At 57.6% G+C, this 18,182-nt stretch carries 20 protein-coding genes and 4 tRNA genes; 16 read left to right on the top strand and 8 right to left on the bottom strand.

Annotation, left to right across the window (positions count from 1 at the left end; translation table 11 throughout):
* The first annotated feature begins 38 nt into the window (after positions 1-38).
* The 3 genes from ACYZTX_RS23445 (at position 39) to ACYZTX_RS23435 (ending at position 462) form a co-directional block, all read left to right on the top strand.
* Positions 39-129: transfer RNA gene (locus ACYZTX_RS23445), tRNA-Ser, on the top strand.
* A gap of 108 nt (positions 130-237) precedes the next feature.
* A tRNA-Arg gene (locus ACYZTX_RS23440) sits at positions 238-314 on the top strand.
* A gap of 71 nt (positions 315-385) precedes the next feature.
* A tRNA-Arg gene (locus ACYZTX_RS23435) sits at positions 386-462 on the top strand.
* 19 nt (positions 463-481) lie between these two features.
* Here the strand turns inward: ACYZTX_RS23435 and ACYZTX_RS23430 are convergent.
* Positions 482-1,000, bottom strand: a complete 519-nt coding sequence (locus tag ACYZTX_RS23430) for a cell envelope protein SmpA (protein WP_462036046.1) — start codon at positions 998-1,000, stop codon at positions 482-484.
* Between the two features lie 319 nt (positions 1,001-1,319).
* Here ACYZTX_RS23430 and mgtE point away from each other — a divergent pair, with 319 nt between their 5' ends.
* Both mgtE and ltrA read left to right on the top strand, forming a co-directional pair.
* Positions 1,320-2,762 carry a magnesium transporter gene (gene mgtE, locus ACYZTX_RS23425; RefSeq protein WP_462036045.1) on the top strand — a complete coding sequence of 481 codons (1,443 nt, stop codon included), beginning with the start codon at positions 1,320-1,322 and terminating at the stop codon, positions 2,760-2,762.
* 470 nt (positions 2,763-3,232) lie between these two features.
* The gene (gene ltrA, locus ACYZTX_RS23420; RefSeq protein WP_462036044.1) at positions 3,233-4,654 is read left to right on the top strand and encodes a group II intron reverse transcriptase/maturase; all 1,422 of its coding nucleotides are present in this window, start codon (positions 3,233-3,235) and stop codon (positions 4,652-4,654) included.
* Between the two features lie 129 nt (positions 4,655-4,783).
* Here ltrA and ACYZTX_RS23415 read toward each other — a convergent pair whose 3' ends face one another.
* Entirely contained in the window at positions 4,784-5,110 is a 327-nt protein-coding gene (locus ACYZTX_RS23415) for an Arc family DNA-binding protein (protein ID WP_003178899.1), read from the bottom strand.
* A gap of 384 nt (positions 5,111-5,494) precedes the next feature.
* On the opposite strand from ACYZTX_RS23415, the gene phnN reads away from it, so the two are divergent.
* Positions 5,495-6,067: a phosphonate metabolism protein/1,5-bisphosphokinase (PRPP-forming) PhnN gene (phnN, locus tag ACYZTX_RS23410; protein ID WP_462036043.1), complete on the top strand. Its 573-nt coding sequence runs from the start codon at positions 5,495-5,497 to the stop codon at positions 6,065-6,067.
* On the opposite strand, the gene ACYZTX_RS23405 is transcribed toward phnN, so the two are convergent.
* Both ACYZTX_RS23405 and ACYZTX_RS23400 read right to left on the bottom strand, forming a co-directional pair.
* Entirely contained in the window at positions 6,042-6,221 is a 180-nt protein-coding gene (locus tag ACYZTX_RS23405) for a PA3371 family protein (protein WP_462036042.1), read from the bottom strand. The two genes, phnN and ACYZTX_RS23405, sit on opposite strands and share 26 nt — an antisense overlap.
* A 23-nt stretch (positions 6,222-6,244) precedes the next feature.
* A complete protein-coding gene (locus ACYZTX_RS23400) occupies positions 6,245-6,478 on the bottom strand; it encodes a hypothetical protein (protein ID WP_462036041.1) in 234 nt (77 codons plus the stop codon).
* A 294-nt stretch (positions 6,479-6,772) separates the two neighbouring features.
* On the opposite strand from ACYZTX_RS23400, the gene ACYZTX_RS23395 reads away from it, so the two are divergent.
* The 5 genes from ACYZTX_RS23395 to ACYZTX_RS23375 all read left to right on the top strand — a co-directional run bounded on the left by ACYZTX_RS23395 (position 6,773) and on the right by ACYZTX_RS23375 (position 12,399).
* Positions 6,773-6,849 (top strand) — tRNA-Arg (locus ACYZTX_RS23395).
* Between the two features lie 216 nt (positions 6,850-7,065).
* Positions 7,066-8,670, top strand: coding sequence for a response regulator (locus tag ACYZTX_RS23390; RefSeq protein WP_462036040.1), 1,605 nt, complete (start codon positions 7,066-7,068; stop codon positions 8,668-8,670).
* A complete protein-coding gene (locus ACYZTX_RS23385) occupies positions 8,667-9,359 on the top strand; it encodes a sensor histidine kinase (RefSeq protein WP_462036039.1) in 693 nt (230 codons plus the stop codon). Before ACYZTX_RS23390 ends, ACYZTX_RS23385 begins: the two co-directional genes overlap by 4 nt.
* A 333-nt stretch (positions 9,360-9,692) precedes the next feature.
* A complete protein-coding gene (locus ACYZTX_RS23380; protein ID WP_462037099.1) occupies positions 9,693-10,934 on the top strand; it encodes a glutamine synthetase family protein in 1,242 nt (413 codons plus the stop codon).
* Between the two features lie 70 nt (positions 10,935-11,004).
* Complete coding sequence (locus ACYZTX_RS23375) at positions 11,005-12,399, top strand: MFS transporter (protein WP_462036038.1); 1,395 nt, start codon at positions 11,005-11,007, stop codon at positions 12,397-12,399.
* Positions 12,400-12,464: 65 nt separating this feature from the next.
* Here ACYZTX_RS23375 and ACYZTX_RS23370 read toward each other — a convergent pair whose 3' ends face one another.
* The 4 genes from ACYZTX_RS23370 to flgA form a co-directional block, all read right to left on the bottom strand.
* Entirely contained in the window at positions 12,465-13,211 is a 747-nt protein-coding gene (locus tag ACYZTX_RS23370; RefSeq protein WP_462036037.1) for a flagellar brake protein, read from the bottom strand.
* A 92-nt stretch (positions 13,212-13,303) separates the two neighbouring features.
* Positions 13,304-13,771 carry a flagella synthesis protein FlgN gene (locus tag ACYZTX_RS23365; RefSeq protein ID WP_462036036.1) on the bottom strand — a complete coding sequence of 156 codons (468 nt, stop codon included), beginning with the start codon at positions 13,769-13,771 and terminating at the stop codon, positions 13,304-13,306.
* A 48-nt stretch (positions 13,772-13,819) separates the two neighbouring features.
* Positions 13,820-14,146, bottom strand: a complete 327-nt coding sequence (gene flgM / locus ACYZTX_RS23360; protein WP_462036035.1) for a flagellar biosynthesis anti-sigma factor FlgM — start codon at positions 14,144-14,146, stop codon at positions 13,820-13,822.
* 197 nt (positions 14,147-14,343) lie between these two features.
* Positions 14,344-15,105, bottom strand: coding sequence for a flagellar basal body P-ring formation chaperone FlgA (flgA, locus tag ACYZTX_RS23355; protein WP_462036034.1), 762 nt, complete (start codon positions 15,103-15,105; stop codon positions 14,344-14,346).
* Between the two features lie 82 nt (positions 15,106-15,187).
* On the opposite strand from flgA, the gene ACYZTX_RS23350 reads away from it, so the two are divergent.
* From ACYZTX_RS23350 to flgC, 5 genes are read left to right on the top strand one after another with little or no spacing between them, the layout of a single operon-like run.
* Positions 15,188-16,120, top strand: coding sequence for a chemotaxis protein CheV (locus tag ACYZTX_RS23350; protein ID WP_074879173.1), 933 nt, complete (start codon positions 15,188-15,190; stop codon positions 16,118-16,120).
* Between the two features lie 46 nt (positions 16,121-16,166).
* A complete protein-coding gene (cheR, locus tag ACYZTX_RS23345; protein ID WP_462036033.1) occupies positions 16,167-16,994 on the top strand; it encodes a protein-glutamate O-methyltransferase CheR in 828 nt (275 codons plus the stop codon).
* Positions 16,995-17,043: 49 nt separating this feature from the next.
* A complete protein-coding gene (locus tag ACYZTX_RS23340) occupies positions 17,044-17,328 on the top strand; it encodes a hypothetical protein (RefSeq protein ID WP_462036032.1) in 285 nt (94 codons plus the stop codon).
* The gene (gene flgB / locus ACYZTX_RS23335) at positions 17,325-17,732 is read left to right on the top strand and encodes a flagellar basal body rod protein FlgB (protein ID WP_462036031.1); all 408 of its coding nucleotides are present in this window, start codon (positions 17,325-17,327) and stop codon (positions 17,730-17,732) included. Before ACYZTX_RS23340 ends, flgB begins: the two co-directional genes overlap by 4 nt.
* A 3-nt stretch (positions 17,733-17,735) precedes the next feature.
* Complete coding sequence (gene flgC, locus ACYZTX_RS23330) at positions 17,736-18,179, top strand: flagellar basal body rod protein FlgC (protein WP_462036030.1); 444 nt, start codon at positions 17,736-17,738, stop codon at positions 18,177-18,179.
* Positions 18,180-18,182: the final 3 nt, after the last annotated feature.

Raw genomic sequence — 18,182 nt, 5'->3', positions numbered from 1 at the left:
AACGGGGAAGAAGCTGGTTAACATACGCCCCGTGTTGCGGAGAGCTGGCCGAGTGGCCGAAGGCGCTCCCCTGCTAAGGGAGTACACCTCAAAAGGGTGTCGGGGGTTCGAATCCCCCGTTCTCCGCCATTATTTGCGTAGTACGTTGTAATCTGGCTTCTTCGGTAAGTTGTTGAAATTACTAGAAAAAAGCGCTTTACAAAAAGATTCAACGGCCTATAATGCGCGGCAACAAATGCACTCGTAGCTCAGCTGGATAGAGTACTCGGCTACGAACCGAGCGGTCACAGGTTCGAATCCTGTCGAGTGCACCATTTAAGAGTTGTTTGCAGTAATGTGAATGACTTGGCTTCAACCAGTTGTGATCTGGTATAAAAACACAAATGCACTCGTAGCTCAGCTGGATAGAGTACTCGGCTACGAACCGAGCGGTCACAGGTTCGAATCCTGTCGAGTGCACCAAACACCAAAAAGCCCGCGTTTAACGCGGGCTTTTTGCCGTCCGGGATTTGGCTTTTCCTTTGGTGCATCCTCTCTCATCGAACTCGACGTGTGCGCTACGACCTCGCTTGGTGTCGTAGCGGTAGCTCGTGGCTGAATTGCGAATACTGATCTTGTCTGGCTTGCCAAGGGCGCTCTCGACGTCCTGCTGACTCATGCCGGCGACAACCCGCTGATTGATGATGGCTTCGCGGCGTTCCCTGGCGCTGATCAGGTTTCCACATTTGTCCTCGGTGCGGCCGACGACAGTCGGATCTCTCCTTTTTATTTTCATGCCTGATGTTTCACGAATCTCGGCTTCCGGCATGAGAGCGGTCGTGCTGCCTGGCGTGAAGGTGCGCACATCCTGAAGCGAAAGGCTGTCTCCGGCCGCACAGCTCAACGTAGTGAAGGTAATGCGCCCGTTGGCCGCTTCGCAGCGGTGTACGGTCGTGGCTAGCGCCCAGGGCGACGGGCAAAGCACGGCGATCAATAAAAAATAATGGGCATTCGATGGCATTAAACGTCCTCCATGACGGTCCATCTCAAGGGTAGCCGCTACATTTTTCGGCTGTGGTGTGTTTTCTTTTCAGGATGAGTCGTCGCAGTGGGTAGATCAGGACGGCGCTCAGGATTGTCTTGCAAGCGCTTGTTTCAGCCACGATTTTTTAACGTTTAAAACCGTCGGGCGGTGTATCATTGCGCCCGTCAGCCCCGCCGGGGCTTGTGGAATACCTCCATGGACTTACCCAGTAGTTACTTAGTACCCCGTTTTTCCAATCATGAATTGACTGATTGATCCTTCCGGCGTGCCCCGCTGCTGGGAGTGGAGTTCGCCTATGTCTGAAGTTGAAGTAAAGAAAACGCAGGAAAGCTTGCAAGACCGCCTCGCTCAAGTTGTTGAGCTGCTGCAGCGTCAGCGGGTGGTCGAAGACCTGACTCATCGCCAGGAAGGTCCGCATCACGACCGGGTCGAGAACCTGGTTCACCGGCAAAACCTCGTCGAGTTGCAACGCAAGCTCGATGATTTGCACTCCGCCGACGTCGCCTACATCCTTGAAGCCTTGCCGCTGGACGATCGTCTGACGCTCTGGCAGTTGGTCAAGGCCGATCGCGACGGCGACATTCTGCTCGAAGTATCCGATTCTGTTCGTGAAACGCTGATCGCCGACATGGACGATCACGAGCTCCTGGCCGCCGCCAAGGACATGGACGCCGACGAACTTGCTGACCTGGCCTCCGAGCTGCCGCGAGACGTCGTCCACGAGCTGATGGAAACCCTCGATGGTCAGCAGCGTGAGCGCGTACGCTCTGCGTTGTCCTACGATGAGGAGCAAGTCGGTGCGCTGATGGACTTCGAGATGGTGACGATCCGTGAGGACGTCAGTCTCGAAGTGGTTTTGCGTTACCTGCGGCGCCTCAAGGAACTGCCGAGCCACACGGACAAATTGTTCGTGGTCGATTACGACGGTGTCCTCAAGGGCGTGTTGCCTATCAAGCGACTGCTGGTAAACGACCCGGAAAAACAGGTTGCTGAAGTCATGGCCAGCGACCCGGTGAGTTTTCACCCGGACGAAGACGCCTATGACGCGGCTCAGGCGTTCGAACGTTACGACTTGATCTCGGCGCCTGTGGTCGACAAGAACGGCAAGTTGATCGGCCGTCTGACCATCGATGAAATGGTCGACCTGATTCGTGAAGAGAGCGAAAACGAAGTTCTCAACATGGCGGGTCTGCGCGAAGAAGAAGATATTTTTGCGTCAGTCTGGAAATCCCTGCGTAACCGTTGGGCCTGGCTGGCCGTGAACCTGATCACTGCATTTATCGCATCCCGGGTGATCGGTCTTTTCGAAGGCTCCATCGAGAAACTGGTGGCGCTGGCGGCATTGATGCCGATCGTGGCCGGTATTGGTGGCAACTCGGGTAACCAGACGATCACCATGATTGTTCGTGCAATGGCGCTGGATCAGGTCAGCACCGGCAATACTTCGCGCCTGATGCGCAAGGAATTGGCGGTAGGTCTGATCAACGGCCTGGTGTGGGGTGGTGTGATCGGCGTCGTTGCCTATCTGCTGTACGGAAGTTGGTCGCTTGGAGTGGTAATGACGGCCGCCATGACGCTCAACCTGTTGCTTGCAGCATTGGCGGGAGTGTTGATACCCATGACCCTGGCGCGGCTGGGGCGCGATCCTGCGATGGGCGCCAGTGTGATGATCACCGCCATGACGGACAGCGGCGGATTTTTCATCTTTCTCGGGCTGGCGACAATCTTCCTGCTCTGACTTGTTGACGTTAAAAACCCGCCAAACCAGGCGGGTTTTTTATGGTGCGCCAGGTATGGCGCGTTGCGCGCAAGCGCAACCAGTTTGGCTGTGGTGGCCACGCTGGTGACTTGGAGGTGAAAGTCCTCTACACACCCGGCAAGGGGAAGTGTTAGCCAGAGGCAAGGGTGTCGCGGGTGACTGCGAATCTGAAGGAAGCCCGAGGCAAAATGCTGGCCTGACGAACAGGAAGCGGATGAGGCGGCGTAGCGGGGTAAGACGGCCATAATCGTCAAAGCCCAATACTTGCACGGAACGCTACGACGTAGATCCGACAGGCATAAGCAGGAAGGTCGCGCGAATTATCCTGGGAGATCTGCACGTTTGCCACTGTGCTACCGAGCGTCGAGAGGCGACGGGATGAGCGTGCAGAAGTCAGCCGAGGCCGTAGTAAGTGGCAAATAACCCTGCCACCAAGGGCCGAACAGGTTATGCCGCCAGTAGGTGTCAGAGTCTCGTCGAATACCGAAATGCAGAAATTTCTCCCAGAGAAGACTGTTACTCCGAGTCCCGGACAGAATCCGAGGATGACGGCTGACAGCGCAAAGGTATCGACGGCGTCTGTGACGTGGACGAACGCGGAGCCGGACACGCTGATGGCGCGGGTGCTTGCACCCGCCAACCTCAGACGTGCGTATCATCGCGTAGTCAGCAACAAGGGCGCGCCGGGTGCCGATGGCATGACGGTCGACCAGTTGGCGGACTATGTGAAACAGTATTGGCCGACCCTCCAGAAGAGGTTGCTGGCCGGCGAGTACCACTCGCAAGGTGTACGCGCCGTCGACATCCCCAAACCCAAAGGCGGCACCCGGCAGCTGGGTATTCCCAGCGTTGTGGATCGCCTGATCCAACAGGCATTGCTGCAACAGCTCACGCCGATCTTCGACCCGCTATTCTCGGACTATAGCTACGGCTTTCGACCGGGCAGAAGCGCCCACCAAGCCATCGAGAAAGCCCGTGCCCATGTGGCGGCAGGGCATCGCTGGTGCGTGGAACTCGATCTTGAGAAGTTCTTTGATCGGGTTAATCACGACATCCTGATGGCTTATCTGGCGCGCCAAATCGAAGACAAGCGGGTGCTCAAGCTGATCCGTCGTTACCTCGAAGCGGGAACGATGTCAGGCGGTATCGCCAGCCGACGGCAGGAAGGGGCGCCGCAAGGCGGCCCGCTCTCGCCGTTGCTGTCGAACATCCTGCTCAACGAACTCGACCGCGAGCTGGAACGACGGGGTCATCGTTTTGTGCGTTATGCCGACGATGCGAACATCTATGTGCGCAGCCCTCGTGCTGGCGAACGAGTGATGAGGAGTGTCGAGCGCTTCCTGAATCAGCGCCTGAAACTGACGCTGAACCGGGACAAGAGCCGAGTTGCGGGGTCTTGGGCCTGCGACTATCTGGGTTACGGGATGAGCTGGCATCAGCAACCGAAGCTGAGAGTGGCGACGATGAGTCTGGGTCGCTTGCGCGACCGACTCAGAGAGCTGCTACGTAAAGCGCGGGGCCACAAGATGGCGAATATCATCGAGCGGATAAACCCCGTGCTGCGTGGTTGGGCGGGCTACTTCAAGCTGAGCCAAAGCAAACGGCCACTTGAGGAACTGGACGGCTGGGTGCGTCACAAGCTTCGTTGTGTCGTCTGGCGTCAATGGAAGCGGCCCTCTACGAGGGCGCGCAACTTGATACGCTTGGGACTTAATGAGGCGCGGGCGTGGAAATCGGCAGTCAATGGCCGAGGCCCATGGTGGAACTCGGGAGCGCCTCATATGAATCAGGCGTTGCCGAAGAAGCTGTGGGACCGACTCGGGCTGGTCTCGATACTGGATACGATAAACCGGCTTAGCCGTGTAACCTGAACCGCCGTATACGGAACCGTATGTACGGTGGTGTGAGAGGACGGCGGGGGCAACCCCGCCTCCTACTCGATCCCGAATTTCAGGCGAAAAAAAGCCAGCGATTAAGCTGGCTTGAGCGTTCGGAATGAATCAGGAAGCGTCTGCGGCCATTTCGGCATCATGCGCAATCAGCGAAACAAGAGCGTTCTGCTGACGGTGGGAGAGTTGGCGGAAGCGTTGCAGCAGTTCGCGTTCGTGCAATGACAGTTCCGGGCTGTCCAGGCGCATGCTCAATTCTTCGCCCAACGCGCCTTCCTGAATAAGGCTCTGCTCAAGGCGCGCGATGATTTCGGAGTTCATGCTGCGATGATGATTGCGAGCCACCTCGGCAATGCGTTCACGCATTCCGTCTGGCAGACGTACGACGAACTTGTCAGCCGTGCGGCTGGAATAAATTGCCTGTTTCAATGGGCGCATATATTTAACCGGTTAGTTCAGGGGAGCGGTTCTCGGGATTGGCCGCAGGATGTCAGATAGGACACGCGGTCTGGCCAAATGTTCAACCTGAATTGATAGAGGCTCGCATCATGCCTCAAAGTAGCCAACTCATTGGCGTCAATTCTGTGACAAATATTGAACTGGATAAAGGCGTTATGCCAGCACCAATTATCAGAAATGCGGACTGGTTTGAAAGTTTGCTCTGGTCCGTTTGACTGACTGCATCCTCCTGGCCGACAGGTGATGTCCGAAGACGCCTGAAGGTGCATGCTGTGCGGATTGATCAATGTTCCTTACTTGTACAGGATAGTGGCAAATGGCCGATTTACTAGGGGCAGACATGCAGTGGGAGGCTATTTCAGGATGGATGGCAGGCTGATCTATTTGATGGGGCCTTCTGGGTCCGGCAAGGACAGCCTCATCGAAGCCGCTCGAGAGCCTTTGCAGACGCTCAATTGTGAAGTGGTGCGTCGGTTCATCACGCGGTCGGCCGAATCAGTGGGTGAGGATGCGATCGGCGTTTCCCGGGAAGAGTTTGAGCGACACAGAGTTCAGGGCGATTTCGCACTGTGCTGGAACGCCAATGGCCTGGAATACGGTATTCCGATTGAAATAGATCAATGGCTCAATGACGGCCGACATGTCCTCGTCAACGGTTCGCGCGGCCATCTGGCGGCGGCGCTGAGCCGATATCCGACGCTGTTGCCGGTTCTGTTGACGGTCAAGGATAAAGTCCTGCGAGAACGACTGCTGCGCCGTGATCGCGAGAGTCTTGCTGAAATTGAAGCAAGGCTCCACCGTAATGGGTTATTCACGGCAGAGGATTCAATCAGTGGCACTCAAATCCATCGACTCGACAATTCAGACGATCTATCCACCACTGTTGCCAATCTGATGAACCTGTTGAGGGTTAACGCAGTACCGGATCGAACTTGATTTTGCGCCCGGCAATCAGCGCCAGCACAAACAGCGCACCAAATACGCCGCTGGCAATCAGGGGCAGGGTAACGACCGCGTCCTGAACCACTGACAGATGAAGAATACCGCTCAGTAACGCGAGGATGAAAAATCCAGCGGCGGATTTGGACATGCGGTGCTCCTGATGGGGTGATTTCAAAATACCAAACGTTCGGAAGACTGAGCTGGCAGCAGGATGCCCTCCTGGCTCACCTCTTGGCTGACAAAACTGCGCTCATCGCTCGTAACCGCCAATTGGGGCGCTTTTTGCAGTTGAAGGTAATGAGGTATGCGTTGGGCAACTGGCTCAGCGCCGCTCTCGGGGACAAAATGAAAGCCCAACAGAATCCCCAGGGCGATCGCGTTCGAGAGTAAAAGGGCGCTGTTCATGAGGCTAGCCTCCGTCGTTCTTTGAGAACAGCTAAAGCAGCCCGCATGCCAAGAGTCTAACGCCAATTAAATCCTTTAAAAACAACGAATTAAGTTATTTGTGCGAGGCGTCCGCATTGCATTTTGCAATGCGGGTTTTTTGAGGTGATGCAATTTGCACGGTAAACAAAGCCACGCCCCGCCAGGGCATGTGCCTACACTTAAAAAGCCCAAAGGACGACATGACAAAAGCAGGCCTGCCCGTTAACATGCACGCCGTCCATTGCTCCGCGTTTTTCTTCGCGGTCGACCTGTGTCTCAGTAGCTCAATTGGATAGAGCATCCCCCTCCTAAGGGGAAGGTTGGCAGTTCGAACCTGCCCTGGGACACCACATATTTGAAAGCCCCACTCAGAGTGATCTGGTGGGGCTTTTTTGTGCACAAATAAATGCAGCGCCCTTGCTTCAAGAGAACCGATGATCCGGCCGATAACCCAAATGGTAACTTCAGACTCGCGCAAAATCGTTTGATAACGTTGGCCTACAGCTATCATCTGCGCGCCCGAAAATGCCCCCGGTTCATCCTCTTCAATTGCCTGGAAATCTTCGATGCTGTCGTATCACCAAAAGCGTTTTTTGATCGTCGATGATTTCTCGGATTTCCGCAGTTCCGTCAGGTCCATGCTGCGCGAGCTGGGCGTCAAGGATGTCGACACCGCCGACACCGGTGAACAGGCGCTGCGTATGTGTTCGCAGAAGGCCTACGATTTCATCCTGCAGGACTTTCACCTGGGCGATGGCAAGAAGAACGGTCAGCAGGTGCTTGAAGACCTGATGATCGAGAAGCTGATCAGTCATGAAGCCGTGTTCGTCATGGTCACCGCCGAGACCAGTCAGGCGATGGTGCTCAGTGCGTTGGAACACGAACCCGATGCGTACCTGACCAAACCGTTCAACCGTTCCGGCCTGGCTCAACGTCTGGAGCGGCTTGAGCAACGCAAGACGTTGCTCAAGCCGATCCTGCAAGCCCTTGACCGGGGCAAGCCGGTTGAAGTGCTCAATGCCTGCATCGCCTTGTGCAAGCAAGACATCCGCTATTCGCCGTTGTGCCTGCGCTATCGCGCCGATGCCCTGCGCGACCTGAATCAGAACGAGGCGCTGGAGCGTCTCTACGACAGCATCATTGCCGATCGGCCTTTGCCGTGGGCGTTTGCCGGTCTGGGCAAGCTGCTGTTCAAGCGCGGCCAGGTCGGTCAGGCCAAGGGCGTCTACGAAAAGGCCCTGAAAGTGTTCCCGATGATGCCGGCGCTCTACGACGGCCTGGCCGATGTGCTGGTCGCCGAAGGCGACACCAAGGCTGCCCAGAACGTGCTGGAAGAGGCGATCCGCTTGTCGCCGCTGGCGGTGCGTCGGCAAGCGCTGCTGGGCAAGTTGGCGATGGCCAACGAAGATTTTGAAACCGCCTCCAAAGCCTATCGTCAGGCGGTGTCGCAGGGCGCGCAGTCACGCTTCAAGGATGCGGAGAGCAACCTGGGCCTGGCCCACGCCTTGATCAGCAAGGGCAGCGAAAAAGGCCTGGATACCCGGACCCGGCTGGAAATCAACACGACGCTGAGTGCGGTGGCCAAGGAAAACCCTACCGATCCAGGCCTGCAGATTCGTGCGCGACTGATGAAAGCCACCAGCCTGCTGCTCAACGATGCCGAAACCGCCGAGAAGCTCACCGAGCAGGCAATGATGCGCCTCGATGGCATGGAACAGTTCATGAGCGCCGAAGCGGCGCTGCTGGTGGCCAAGCAACTGCAGATGCTCGGGCAGGCCAGCGCCGGAGCCTCGATGCTGAAAAACTGCGCGGAAATCTACGGCGACGACCCGGCGGTGATGAAGGGCATCGCCAAGTTGACCGACGATCCGAGCATTCTCAATTCCGGCAACGCCGCTGCCGACCTCAACCGTCAGGGCGTGCGGGTCTACAAGACCGGCAACCTGGTGGAAGCGCGGCAGGTGTTCCGCAAAGCCCTGGCGATGCAGCCGAAGAACATCAGTATCGCGCTGAACATGGCGCAGTCGCTGCTGCACGGCACCGACACCAGTGTCCCTTCGGCAGAGCTGGAGGAATGTCGGGCCTGCCTGAAAATGGTCGGCCTGATGCCCGACACCGATGCGCGTCATTCCCGTTATCAGAAGCTGCGAAGCAAGGCGTTTGGCGAATGAACAACAGCGAACAGGCACTCGATTTTTCAACGGTGATTGCCTCCACCGTGCACGACATGAAGAACTCCCTGGCCATGCTGATGCAGGCCCACAGCCAATGGCTGGCGCGTTTGCCGGATCCGCAGCAGCACACCCCGGAGCAGGGCGTCATCGACTTCGAGTTCGCCCACCTCAACGGCATGCTGGTGCAGTTGCTGGGTCTGTACAAACTCGGCGTCAACCAGATGCCGTTGCAGCCGGCCTACCATGAGCTGGATGATTTCATCGAAGCGCAACTGGCGGCGCATCAAGACGTGTTCGCCAGTCGCGGCATCATGGCCACCTATGAAGTGGACCCGTTGAGCCCGCTGGGCTTCTTCGACCGGGAGCTGATTGCTTCGGTGCTGGCCAATAGCATCAACAATGCCATTCGTTACGCCCGCCACGCGGTGTTGATCAGCGTCAGCGATGAAGCCGGTCAACTGGTGCTGACCGTCAACGACGATGGCGAGGGGTATCCACCCGAGATGATCGAGCGTCAGGCCGATTACGTGCAGGGCATCAACCACAGCAGCGGAAGCACTGGCCTGGGCCTGTACTTTGCCGGGCGGATTGCCGCTCTTCATCAGCGCAATGGCGTTGGCGGACGCACCGAAATCAGCAATGGCGGCCCGCTGGGTGGTGGCGTGTTCAACCTCTATCTCCCCTGACGGTAACGTCCCCGTAGGAGCTGGCGAAGCCTGCGATCTTTTGATCTTGCCGTTAAACAGCAAAGTCAAAAGATCGCAGGCTTCGCCAGCTCCTACTGGATTGTGGTGTACGTAAATCGAAGGTGTTCAGCCAATGATTTTCTTTTTGTGCGGTGCTTGATATTCCGAACAGGCGGAGCCTATTTTGTACGCGTCGCCGTTCGCGGCTTGCATAACAAAAAGGATTGCGTCATGACAACCGATGGCCATTGTTCACTCGCGGAGCGATTGACGGGCATTGATGAGATTGAATGTGTCACGCCGGACTTGAATGGCGTACCGCGCGGCAAGGTAATGACCGCCGAAGGTTTTCTCGAAGGGCGGCGTTTGCAGCTGGCGCGGGGGGTGCTGCTGCAATGCATCATGGGCGGCTATCCGCCAGCGCGCTTTTACGGCAGTGATGATGGCGACTTGGCGCTGGTGCCCGATCCTGCACAGATCCATCGCTTGCCCTGGAGCACACAGCCGCGAGCGTTCGCCATTTGCGACGCGGACGAGCTGACTGGCGAAAGCTCGCCTCTGTCCACCCGAGGTCAGCTCAAGGCCGTCATCGCGCGTTACGCGGCCCTCGGCCTGGCGCCGGTCGTGGCGACCGAGCTGGAATTCTTTGTGTTTGCGCCCAACACCGACCCGACTCAACCGTTCCAGCCGCCGCTGGGCCTGGACGGTCGTCGCGAGGACGGTCTATCGGCGTTCAGTGTCAGTTCCAATAACGGCTTGCGGCCGTTTTTCAGCGAAGTCTACGCCTGCATGGCGGCCCTGAACTTGCCGCGCGATACCTTCATGCATGAGATGGGCGTCAGTCAGTTCGAGATCAATCTGCTGCACGGCGATCCGCTGCTGTTGGCCGACCAGACCTTCCTGTTCAAACATCTGCTTAAAGAAGTCGCGCTCAAGCATGGCCTGACCGTGGTCTGCATGGCCAAGCCGCTGGCACACACGCCGGGCAGTTCGATGCATATTCACCAGAGCATCGTCGAGATCGGCAGCGGGCGTAACGTGTTCAGTGACAAGGCCGGTGAGCCGACCGCGACCTTCCGTCATTTCATCGCGGGTCAGCAGGCCGGCATGGCGGATTTCACCGCGTTGTTTGCGCCGAACGTGAACTCTTATCAGCGCTTGTGCCATCCCTTCGCATCGCCGAATAATGCCTGCTGGTCCCACGACAACCGTGCGGCCGGATTGCGCATTCCGGCCAGTTCGCCCGCCGCTCGTCGGGTCGAGAACCGCTTGCCGGGGGCCGATGCAAATCCGTACCTGGCGATCGCCGCCAGTCTTGCCGCAGGGTTGTATGGCATTGAACACAAACTGGAGCCGAGCGAGGCGATCCAGGGCGAATTTGAAGTGCCGGATAATCTTTCGTTGCCGTGTACCTTGCATGCCGCCATTGAGCGTCTGAAACGTAGCCAATTGGCGAAGGAACTGTTTGGCAAGGAGTTCATCGAAGGCTACGTCGCTTCGAAGACCATGGAGTTGACCAGCTTCTTTGATGAAATTACTCCCTGGGAGCGCCGTGTCCTGGCCGCTCAGGCCTGACGTTCTATCGTCTTCGGGCTATCTTTTCAGATAGCCCGATTCTCACTGCAAGGAGCCGCTCGGAACGCCGATGCGCCAAATCTGGAAACCCTTTCGAGCGCTGTATTTTGCCTCGCTGATGATGTTGATCGGCTCTGGCTTGCTGAGTACGTACCTGGGCTTGCGCCTGGCGGCCGATAATGTCGACAGCCTGTGGGTGGGTGCGTTGATGGCGGCCAACTATTTCGGCCTGGTGCTGGGCGGCAAGATCGGCCATCGGCTGATTGCCCGGGTCGGGCATATTCGAGCCTATTCGGCTTGCGCCGGGATTGTCGGCGCGGCGGTGCTGGGCCATGGCCTGGTGGACTGGTTGCCCGCTTGGCTGTTTTTGCGGGTCATTGTCGGCCTCGGCATGATGTGCCAGTACATGGTCATCGAAAGCTGGCTCAACGAGCAGGCGGAAGCCAAGCAACGTGGCATCGTCTTCAGCGGCTACATGATCGCTTCATACCTGGGGCTGGTGCTGGGTCAACTGATTCTGGTCATGCACCCGTCGCTGGGCCTTGAGCTGTTGATGTTGGTCGCCCTGTGCTTTGCCCTGTGCCTGGTGCCGGTGGCCCTGACCCAGCGGATTCACCCGGCGCCGTTGCACCCGGCACCGATGGAGCCACGTTTCTTTATCAAGCGCGTGCCGCAATCGTTGAGTACGGTGCTGGGGGCGGGGCTGATCGTCGGTTCGTTCTACGGTCTGGCGCCGCTGTATGCCTCGCAGCAAGGCCTGTCCACGGAGCAGGTCGGTCTGTTCATGGGTAGCTGCATTTTCGCCGGTCTGGTGGTGCAGTGGCCGCTGGGTTGGCTGTCCGATCGTTATGACCGCGCACTGCTGATCCGCTGTTTTGCATTTAGCCTGGCGCTGGCTGCATTGCCACTGGCGATCATTAAGCAGGTGCCGCTGGAGGTGCTGTTCATCGCCGGTTTCCTCTGCTCGTTAGTTCAGTTCTGCCTGTATCCGTTGGCGGTGGCGTTTTCCAACGACCATGTCGAGGGTGATCGTCGGGTGTCCCTGACGGCGATGCTGTTGGTGACTTACGGTGTCGGCGCCAGTATCGGACCGCTGGTGGCCGGGGTGTTGATGAAGCTGTTCGGCAGCCAGATGCTCTATGCCTTCTTCAGCTTCTTCGCGCTGGTGCTGGTGTGGCGGATTCGCCCGAAAGCGGTGACCAACTTGCATCAGGTGGACGACGCACCGCTGCATCACGTCGCTATGCCGGACAGCATGTCGAGTTCGCCGTTGGTGGCTTGTCTTGACCCGCGTGTCGATGAACAGGTGGTGCAGGACCAGATGCAGAACCCGATCAACCCTGAGCCTGAGCCTGAGCCTGAGCCTGAACCTGAACCTGAGCCTGAGCCTGAGCCGGAAACCGATCCGCCGCCCGAAGACCCTGATGCACCCCGTGAGCAAAGTTTCACTGAGGCCAGGCCGTAAATCGAAGGCATAAAAAAACGGGCAGTCACCGCAAGGGACTGCCCGTTTTCTATTGAAGCGTCGTATTACATGTCGTCTTTGTCGAAGCGTCGTGCTTCGCGCTGAAGCTGATAGACGAACCGTTCGACCTGGCGCTGCACCAGCCCGCTCATGTTGTGAAAGCGAACGCCGGCGAAGGTGGTGGAGATCCTTTCTTCGAAGTGCAGGTAACGCAATTCGACCGGTGCCGTCATGTTGCCAAAGGGCAGGGCGGCGACGAAGCGGTCGTAGACCTGACCCAGTTGCAGGCTGCCCGTGATGTCGCCTTCGAAGCGCAACTTGCAGCCGGTGGCCGAGATGTCCAGGAGCTTGCCACTGATCGGCGACTTGAGTTTTTCACCACCCAGATCGACGTTGACCAGTTGTGCCAGCTTCAATGCAGCACGGAATGCATTTCGGCGCTGATGGTAAACAACCTCGCTGGGAAGGGCGCCGCGATAGCAGCGACCGCCACCGGATTCATCGATGGTCATCGGGCCGTTGCTTTCCCAGGCAATACGCACGCCGTCGTGAAAGCCTTCTACCTTGAACGGTTCGCCGGCCAGCAGGAAACGTTCACCGTCGCGGGGAATCATTTCGTCCAGGGCCATCATGTTGCTTTCACGGTCAAGGTCCACCAGATAGCTCTGGAAGCGCTGGCTGCGCTCATGGAACGTGATGATCAGCGGATCATGGCTGTCTTGCAGCTGGCGCAGGTTGCCGGAGATCTCCAACGGCGTGGTGAGCACCTTGGGTGGCTGCGGAGCATCTTCCGCGCTTAAGGCATTGAACACGGTTCATCAATCTCCAGACAAAATATGACTACGGCTGGCCAGCATATTGCCAGCATGTTACGCGTCTTGATAGTGCTCGCTTTTCAGCAGGCTCAAGCCTGACTGAGCGGGCGTGGCTTCGCAAGCATGGAGGTTGATCCGCGTGCATCATAAAGCGCTGGCGGCTCACCGCCGTTGAGGATTTTCAGCTGATTGGCCGTCGCGGCCTGTTGCACCAGGATCGACTGGCCATTCTTGACGTTGGCCGCCTGGCACTGCGCCAGGAGATCGGTCAGCACATCGCTCTGCTCCAGTAACTGGTCGCCAATACTCGAATGGCTGGCAAGTTGCTCCAGGCCGTTGCGGTTGGTCGGCAGATTGAGGCTGGCGAGAATTTCACTGCGCTTGCGGCCATGCTGATCGAGCAAAATGATCAATGCCTGTTTCTGCGCCAGAATTTCTTCGAGCAGTGGCATGTCGCGACCGTGCAAGGCGAGGGACTCGGTTTGCAGTAACTCCAGCAAATGCTGGGCTGGAGCGAAATCGTCGGTGATCAGTTGCAGTAAATTAGAGTCGTGCATGGCTGGCCTTGGGTTTTAAGCGTCCAAAAGCCTGGCGCGGGCCTTGGCCTAGCGCTGGGCTTCGAAGTTGAGCAGTTTGCTGGCTACACGGTTGCTGTCGACTTTGTAGCTGCCATCGGCAATCGCTGCTTTCAACTCGGCCACACGGGCGTTGTCGACGGCAGGCTGATCGCGCAGCTTGTCAGTGACCTTCTGCAACTGTTGAGCCTCATTGCTGAGATGTACCGATTCCCCGCTTTTGGCGGTACCGGCCTGTTCGGCCGGGGTATTCAGCGGCGCGGATTTGCCGGTTTCGGCGGTTTCCTTCGCGGTGCTGGTACGTGTACTGCCGGTAAGTGACGGGGAACTGTTTAAACGGCTGAAATCGATGACCATGATAAAAAAACCTCTGGGTATTTGGACGCTTGCCATGTTTTCGGCCATACCCGGAAAAACTTTAGGCCCATTTATCAATGAGCTTGCGCGCGTCAGCGCTTGCCCTGCATGGGGCACAGTTTAGGCAACAGTCGAGTGGCGCGCCACATCTTAGGCAACAGTCGAGTGGCGCGCCACATCTTCACAAACAGAGCGTTCTACATGGCCACTTCCACCTGGCCGGGCGCGGTGACTTGCGCCTTGATGACCCGCTGGGAGTTGAGGTTTTTCACCCGAATCTGTTCGCGCAGGCCGCCGTTGGACAGCGCTTCACCCGGCATGCGTACGCTGAGCGTACCGCTGCGGGCGGTAATCACCACCTGGTCGCCCTTGCTGATGACTTCTGCCTGTTCCATGTGCACCAGGGTCATGACCTGATCGGCGACCATTGGTCGGGTAAGTTTATGCCCGATCGCCTGATCGACAGAAGTCAGGTAACCCTGGTTGATCAGGCTGATGTCACGCTCGCGCAAGGTCACATCGTCGGGCTCGACGATACCGGCGCGCCGCAGCGGGCGGGTGGTGGTCACAATGTCGCGAAACAGGCGCACTTGAGCGGGTACGAAGACGGTCCAGGGCGACGCGCCCTCGCAGCGAACCTTGACCGTAACCCGGCCCAGCGGCTTGGCCGGGCTCTCCAGGGACGCTGTCAATTCCTTGTCGCACATGGGCATCCGCAGTCGCGGATCAAGCTGGTTGACCTGGATTTCGTAGCGGCCTTGCGTTTGACTGGTCGCCAGATAGTCTTCTACGGAGAATTCAAGAAAGCCCTGAGTGACGCCGATAAGCATGTCAGGCAAGGTAACCGCGTCAGCAAGGGCAGGGCTGCCAGCGTTGAACAGGCAAACGGCCGACATCGCGCACAGTAGTGTGCGAGCGTTTGATGTCAGGCGTCGGAAAAATGTCGGTTCTGTGTTCATAAGAGTTAAAAAGCAAGCGCCGTGCCGTTTAGTGATGAATGCGCGTCGCAACACACTTAAGCGTTGGTGTAGGAGTCTGTGCATGGCTGGGGTAATGGATGCGGTAAACCAGCGCACGCAACTGGTAGGGCAAAATCGCCTTGAGCTGTTGTTGTTCCGTCTTGACGGCCAGCAGCTGTATGGGATCAACGTGTTCAAGGTTCGGGAGGTGCTGCAATGCCCCAAACTGACGCTGATGCCAAAATCCAGTCCTGTCGTGTGCGGTGTGGCAAGTATTCGGGGGGCGACCATTCCGATTCTTGATCTGGCGATGGCGACCGGCTCCGGTGCGCTGAAAGATCAAAGCAATCCCTTCGTGATCATCACGGAGTACAACACCAAGACCCAGGGTTTCCTGGTGCGATCGGTGGAACGCATCGTCAACATGAATTGGGAGGAGATTCATCCGCCACCCAAGGGCACGGGACGCGATCATTACCTGACGGCTGTGACTCGGGTCGACAATCAGTTAGTCGAAATCATCGACGTCGAGAAAGTGCTGGCAGAAGTGGCGCCGACACCGGAAGCGATTTCCGTCGGCGTGGTGGATGTCGAAACCCAGCACAAGGCGTTGTCCTTGCGGGTACTGACGGTCGATGACTCGTCGGTGGCGCGCAAGCAGGTGACCCGTTGCCTGCAGACGGTCGGTGTCGAAGTGGTGGCGTTGAACGACGGTCGGCAAGCGCTGGATTACCTGCGCAAACTGGTCGACGAGGGCAAGAAGCCGGAAGAAGAGTTCCTGATGATGATTTCCGACATCGAGATGCCGGAGATGGACGGGTACACCCTCACGGCCGAGATCCGCAACGACCCTCGCATGCAAAAGCTTCACATCATCCTGCATACTTCGTTGTCGGGTGTATTCAATCAGGCGATGGTCAAGAAGGTCGGTGCCGATGACTTCCTTGCCAAATTCCGTCCTGATGACCTGGCATCCCGGGTAGTCAACCGGATCAAAGCAGCAGACATCAGCTAAGGGCCTTCTGCCCTTGGCGGTTAACACGATTTAAGAGGCGGCATCTTTGTCTACGGGTAATTTGGATTTCGAACAGTTCCGGGTCTTCCTGGAAAAAGCCTGTGGCATTTTGCTCGGTGAAAACAAGCAATACCTGGTCTCGAGCCGTCTCAACAAACTGATGGAACAGCAAGGCATCAAGTCCCTGGGTGAGCTGGTCCAGCGCATCCAGACCCAGCCGCGCAGTGGTTTGCGCGAGATGGTGGTGGATGCCATGACCACTAACGAAACCCTGTGGTTTCGTGACACCTATCCGTTTGAAGTCTTGAAGAACAAGGTGCTGCCCGCAGCGATCAAAGCCGCCCCTGGCCAGCGTCTGCGGATCTGGTCGGCGGCGTGTTCGTCGGGTCAGGAACCGTATTCGCTGTCGATGTCGATCGATGAGTTCGAGCGCGTGAACCTGGGCCAGTTGAAGATGGGCGTGCAAATCGTTGCCACCGACCTGTCCGGCACCATGCTGACCAACTGCAAGACCGGCGAGTACGACAGCCTGGCCATCGGCCGTGGTCTGTCGCCCGAGCGCCTTCAACGTTACTTCGACCCGAAAGGGCCGGGGCGCTGGGCAATCAAGGCGCCGATCAAGAGCCGGGTGGAGTTTCGTTCGTTCAACCTGCTGGACAGCTACGCGAGCCTCGGCAAGTTCGACATCGTGTTCTGCCGCAACGTGCTGATCTACTTCTCCGCCGAGGTGAAGAAGGACATCCTGTTGCGCATTCACAGCACGTTGAAGCCAGGCGGTTATCTGTTCCTCGGTGCTTCCGAAGCGCTGAACGGTTTGCCGGATCATTACCAGATGGTCCAGTGCAGCCCGGGGATCATTTACCAGGCGAAGTGATGCAAAAGCGTCAGGCATAAAAACGGGAGCCCTTTGGGGCTCCTTTTTTATGCCTGACGCTTTTGCATCACGTAGGAGCTGCCGAAGGCTGCGATCTTTTGATCTTGATCTTGATCTTGAAAAGCAAAATCAAAAGATCGCCGCCTTCGGCAGCTCTTACCGGGAGGCGAGCGGCAGAAAAGCGGCAGGCGGCGGAAATCGGTTGCCGCTTTTCTGGCATTGCCACATTGCCACTGCCCGCAAAGCCCCGGTTTACGGCCTTTTTTTAATTGGCACGACGCTTGCTTTGTCCATGTTACGAAAAATCAGGTCACCCGAAGGTTTCCCGACATGAGCATCAGCTTCGATAAAGCGCTCGGTATCCACGAACAAGCCCTGGGCTTCCGCGCTCAGCGTGCTGAAGTCCTGGCCAACAACATCGCCAACGCCGACACCCCGAACTACAAGGCTCGGGATCTGGACTTCTCGAAAGTGCTCGCCGAGCAAAACGAGAAAACCAAAAGCGGTTCTTTCGCCTTGAACATGACCAACAACCGTCATATCGAAGCCGAAGGCCTGGGCAATGGCGACGAGTCGTTGCTGTATCGCACGCCGATGCAACCGTCGATCGACCAGAACACCGTGGACGCCCAGCTTGAGCAGTCGAACTACGCGGAAAACGCCGTCGGCTTCCAGGCCAGCTTCACCCTGCTCAACAGCAAATTCAAAGGGCTGGTATCAGCCCTGCGCGGAGAGTAAGCCATGTCTCTATCCAGTGTTTTCAACATTGCCGGTAGCGGCATGAGTGCCCAGACCACTCGCTTGAACACCGTCGCCAGTAACATCGCCAACGCCGAGACCGTCTCGTCGAGCATCGACCAGACCTACCGTGCCCGTCACCCGGTGTTCGCCACCATGTTCCAGGGCGGGCAGAGCGGCGGCAGCGACTCGCTGTTTCAGGACCAGGACGCAGCAGGCCAGGGCGTGCAAGTGCTGGGCGTGGTCGAAGACCAGAGCAACCTTGATGCGCGCTACGAGCCGAACCATCCGGCGGCCGACGCCAAGGGCTACGTCTACTACCCGAACGTCAACGTGGTGGAAGAAATGGCTGACATGATTTCCGCGAGCCGCTCGTTCCAGACCAACGCCGAAATGATGAACACCGCCAAAACCATGATGCAGAAGGTCCTGACCCTCGGTCAGTGATAA

The sequence above is a fragment of the Pseudomonas sp. MDT1-17 genome (assembly GCF_054898105.1).
Note: the sequence above shows the minus strand (reverse complement) of the source record. Positions and strands in the feature narration are given on the sequence as shown.

Coding starts and splice junctions, on each gene's coding strand:
- ACYZTX_RS23430 (WP_462036046.1), bottom strand. CDS start 1,000: ATGCCATCGAATGCCCATTATTTTTTATTGATCGCCGTGCTTTGCCCG.
- mgtE (WP_462036045.1), top strand. CDS start 1,320: ATGTCTGAAGTTGAAGTAAAGAAAACGCAGGAAAGCTTGCAAGACCGC.
- ltrA (WP_462036044.1), top strand. CDS start 3,233: ATGCCGCCAGTAGGTGTCAGAGTCTCGTCGAATACCGAAATGCAGAAA.
- ACYZTX_RS23415 (WP_003178899.1), bottom strand. CDS start 5,110: ATGCGCCCATTGAAACAGGCAATTTATTCCAGCCGCACGGCTGACAAG.
- phnN (WP_462036043.1), top strand. CDS start 5,495: ATGGATGGCAGGCTGATCTATTTGATGGGGCCTTCTGGGTCCGGCAAG.
- ACYZTX_RS23405 (WP_462036042.1), bottom strand. CDS start 6,221: ATGTCCAAATCCGCCGCTGGATTTTTCATCCTCGCGTTACTGAGCGGT.
- ACYZTX_RS23400 (WP_462036041.1), bottom strand. CDS start 6,478: ATGAACAGCGCCCTTTTACTCTCGAACGCGATCGCCCTGGGGATTCTG.
- ACYZTX_RS23390 (WP_462036040.1), top strand. CDS start 7,066: ATGCTGTCGTATCACCAAAAGCGTTTTTTGATCGTCGATGATTTCTCG.
- ACYZTX_RS23385 (WP_462036039.1), top strand. CDS start 8,667: ATGAACAACAGCGAACAGGCACTCGATTTTTCAACGGTGATTGCCTCC.
- ACYZTX_RS23380 (WP_462037099.1), top strand. CDS start 9,693: ATGACCGCCGAAGGTTTTCTCGAAGGGCGGCGTTTGCAGCTGGCGCGG.
- ACYZTX_RS23375 (WP_462036038.1), top strand. CDS start 11,005: ATGCGCCAAATCTGGAAACCCTTTCGAGCGCTGTATTTTGCCTCGCTG.
- ACYZTX_RS23365 (WP_462036036.1), bottom strand. CDS start 13,771: ATGCACGACTCTAATTTACTGCAACTGATCACCGACGATTTCGCTCCA.
- flgM (WP_462036035.1), bottom strand. CDS start 14,146: ATGGTCATCGATTTCAGCCGTTTAAACAGTTCCCCGTCACTTACCGGC.
- flgA (WP_462036034.1), bottom strand. CDS start 15,105: ATGAACACAGAACCGACATTTTTCCGACGCCTGACATCAAACGCTCGC.
- ACYZTX_RS23350 (WP_074879173.1), top strand. CDS start 15,188: ATGGCTGGGGTAATGGATGCGGTAAACCAGCGCACGCAACTGGTAGGG.
- ACYZTX_RS23340 (WP_462036032.1), top strand. CDS start 17,044: ATGCCTGACGCTTTTGCATCACGTAGGAGCTGCCGAAGGCTGCGATCT.
- flgB (WP_462036031.1), top strand. CDS start 17,325: ATGAGCATCAGCTTCGATAAAGCGCTCGGTATCCACGAACAAGCCCTG.
- flgC (WP_462036030.1), top strand. CDS start 17,736: ATGTCTCTATCCAGTGTTTTCAACATTGCCGGTAGCGGCATGAGTGCC.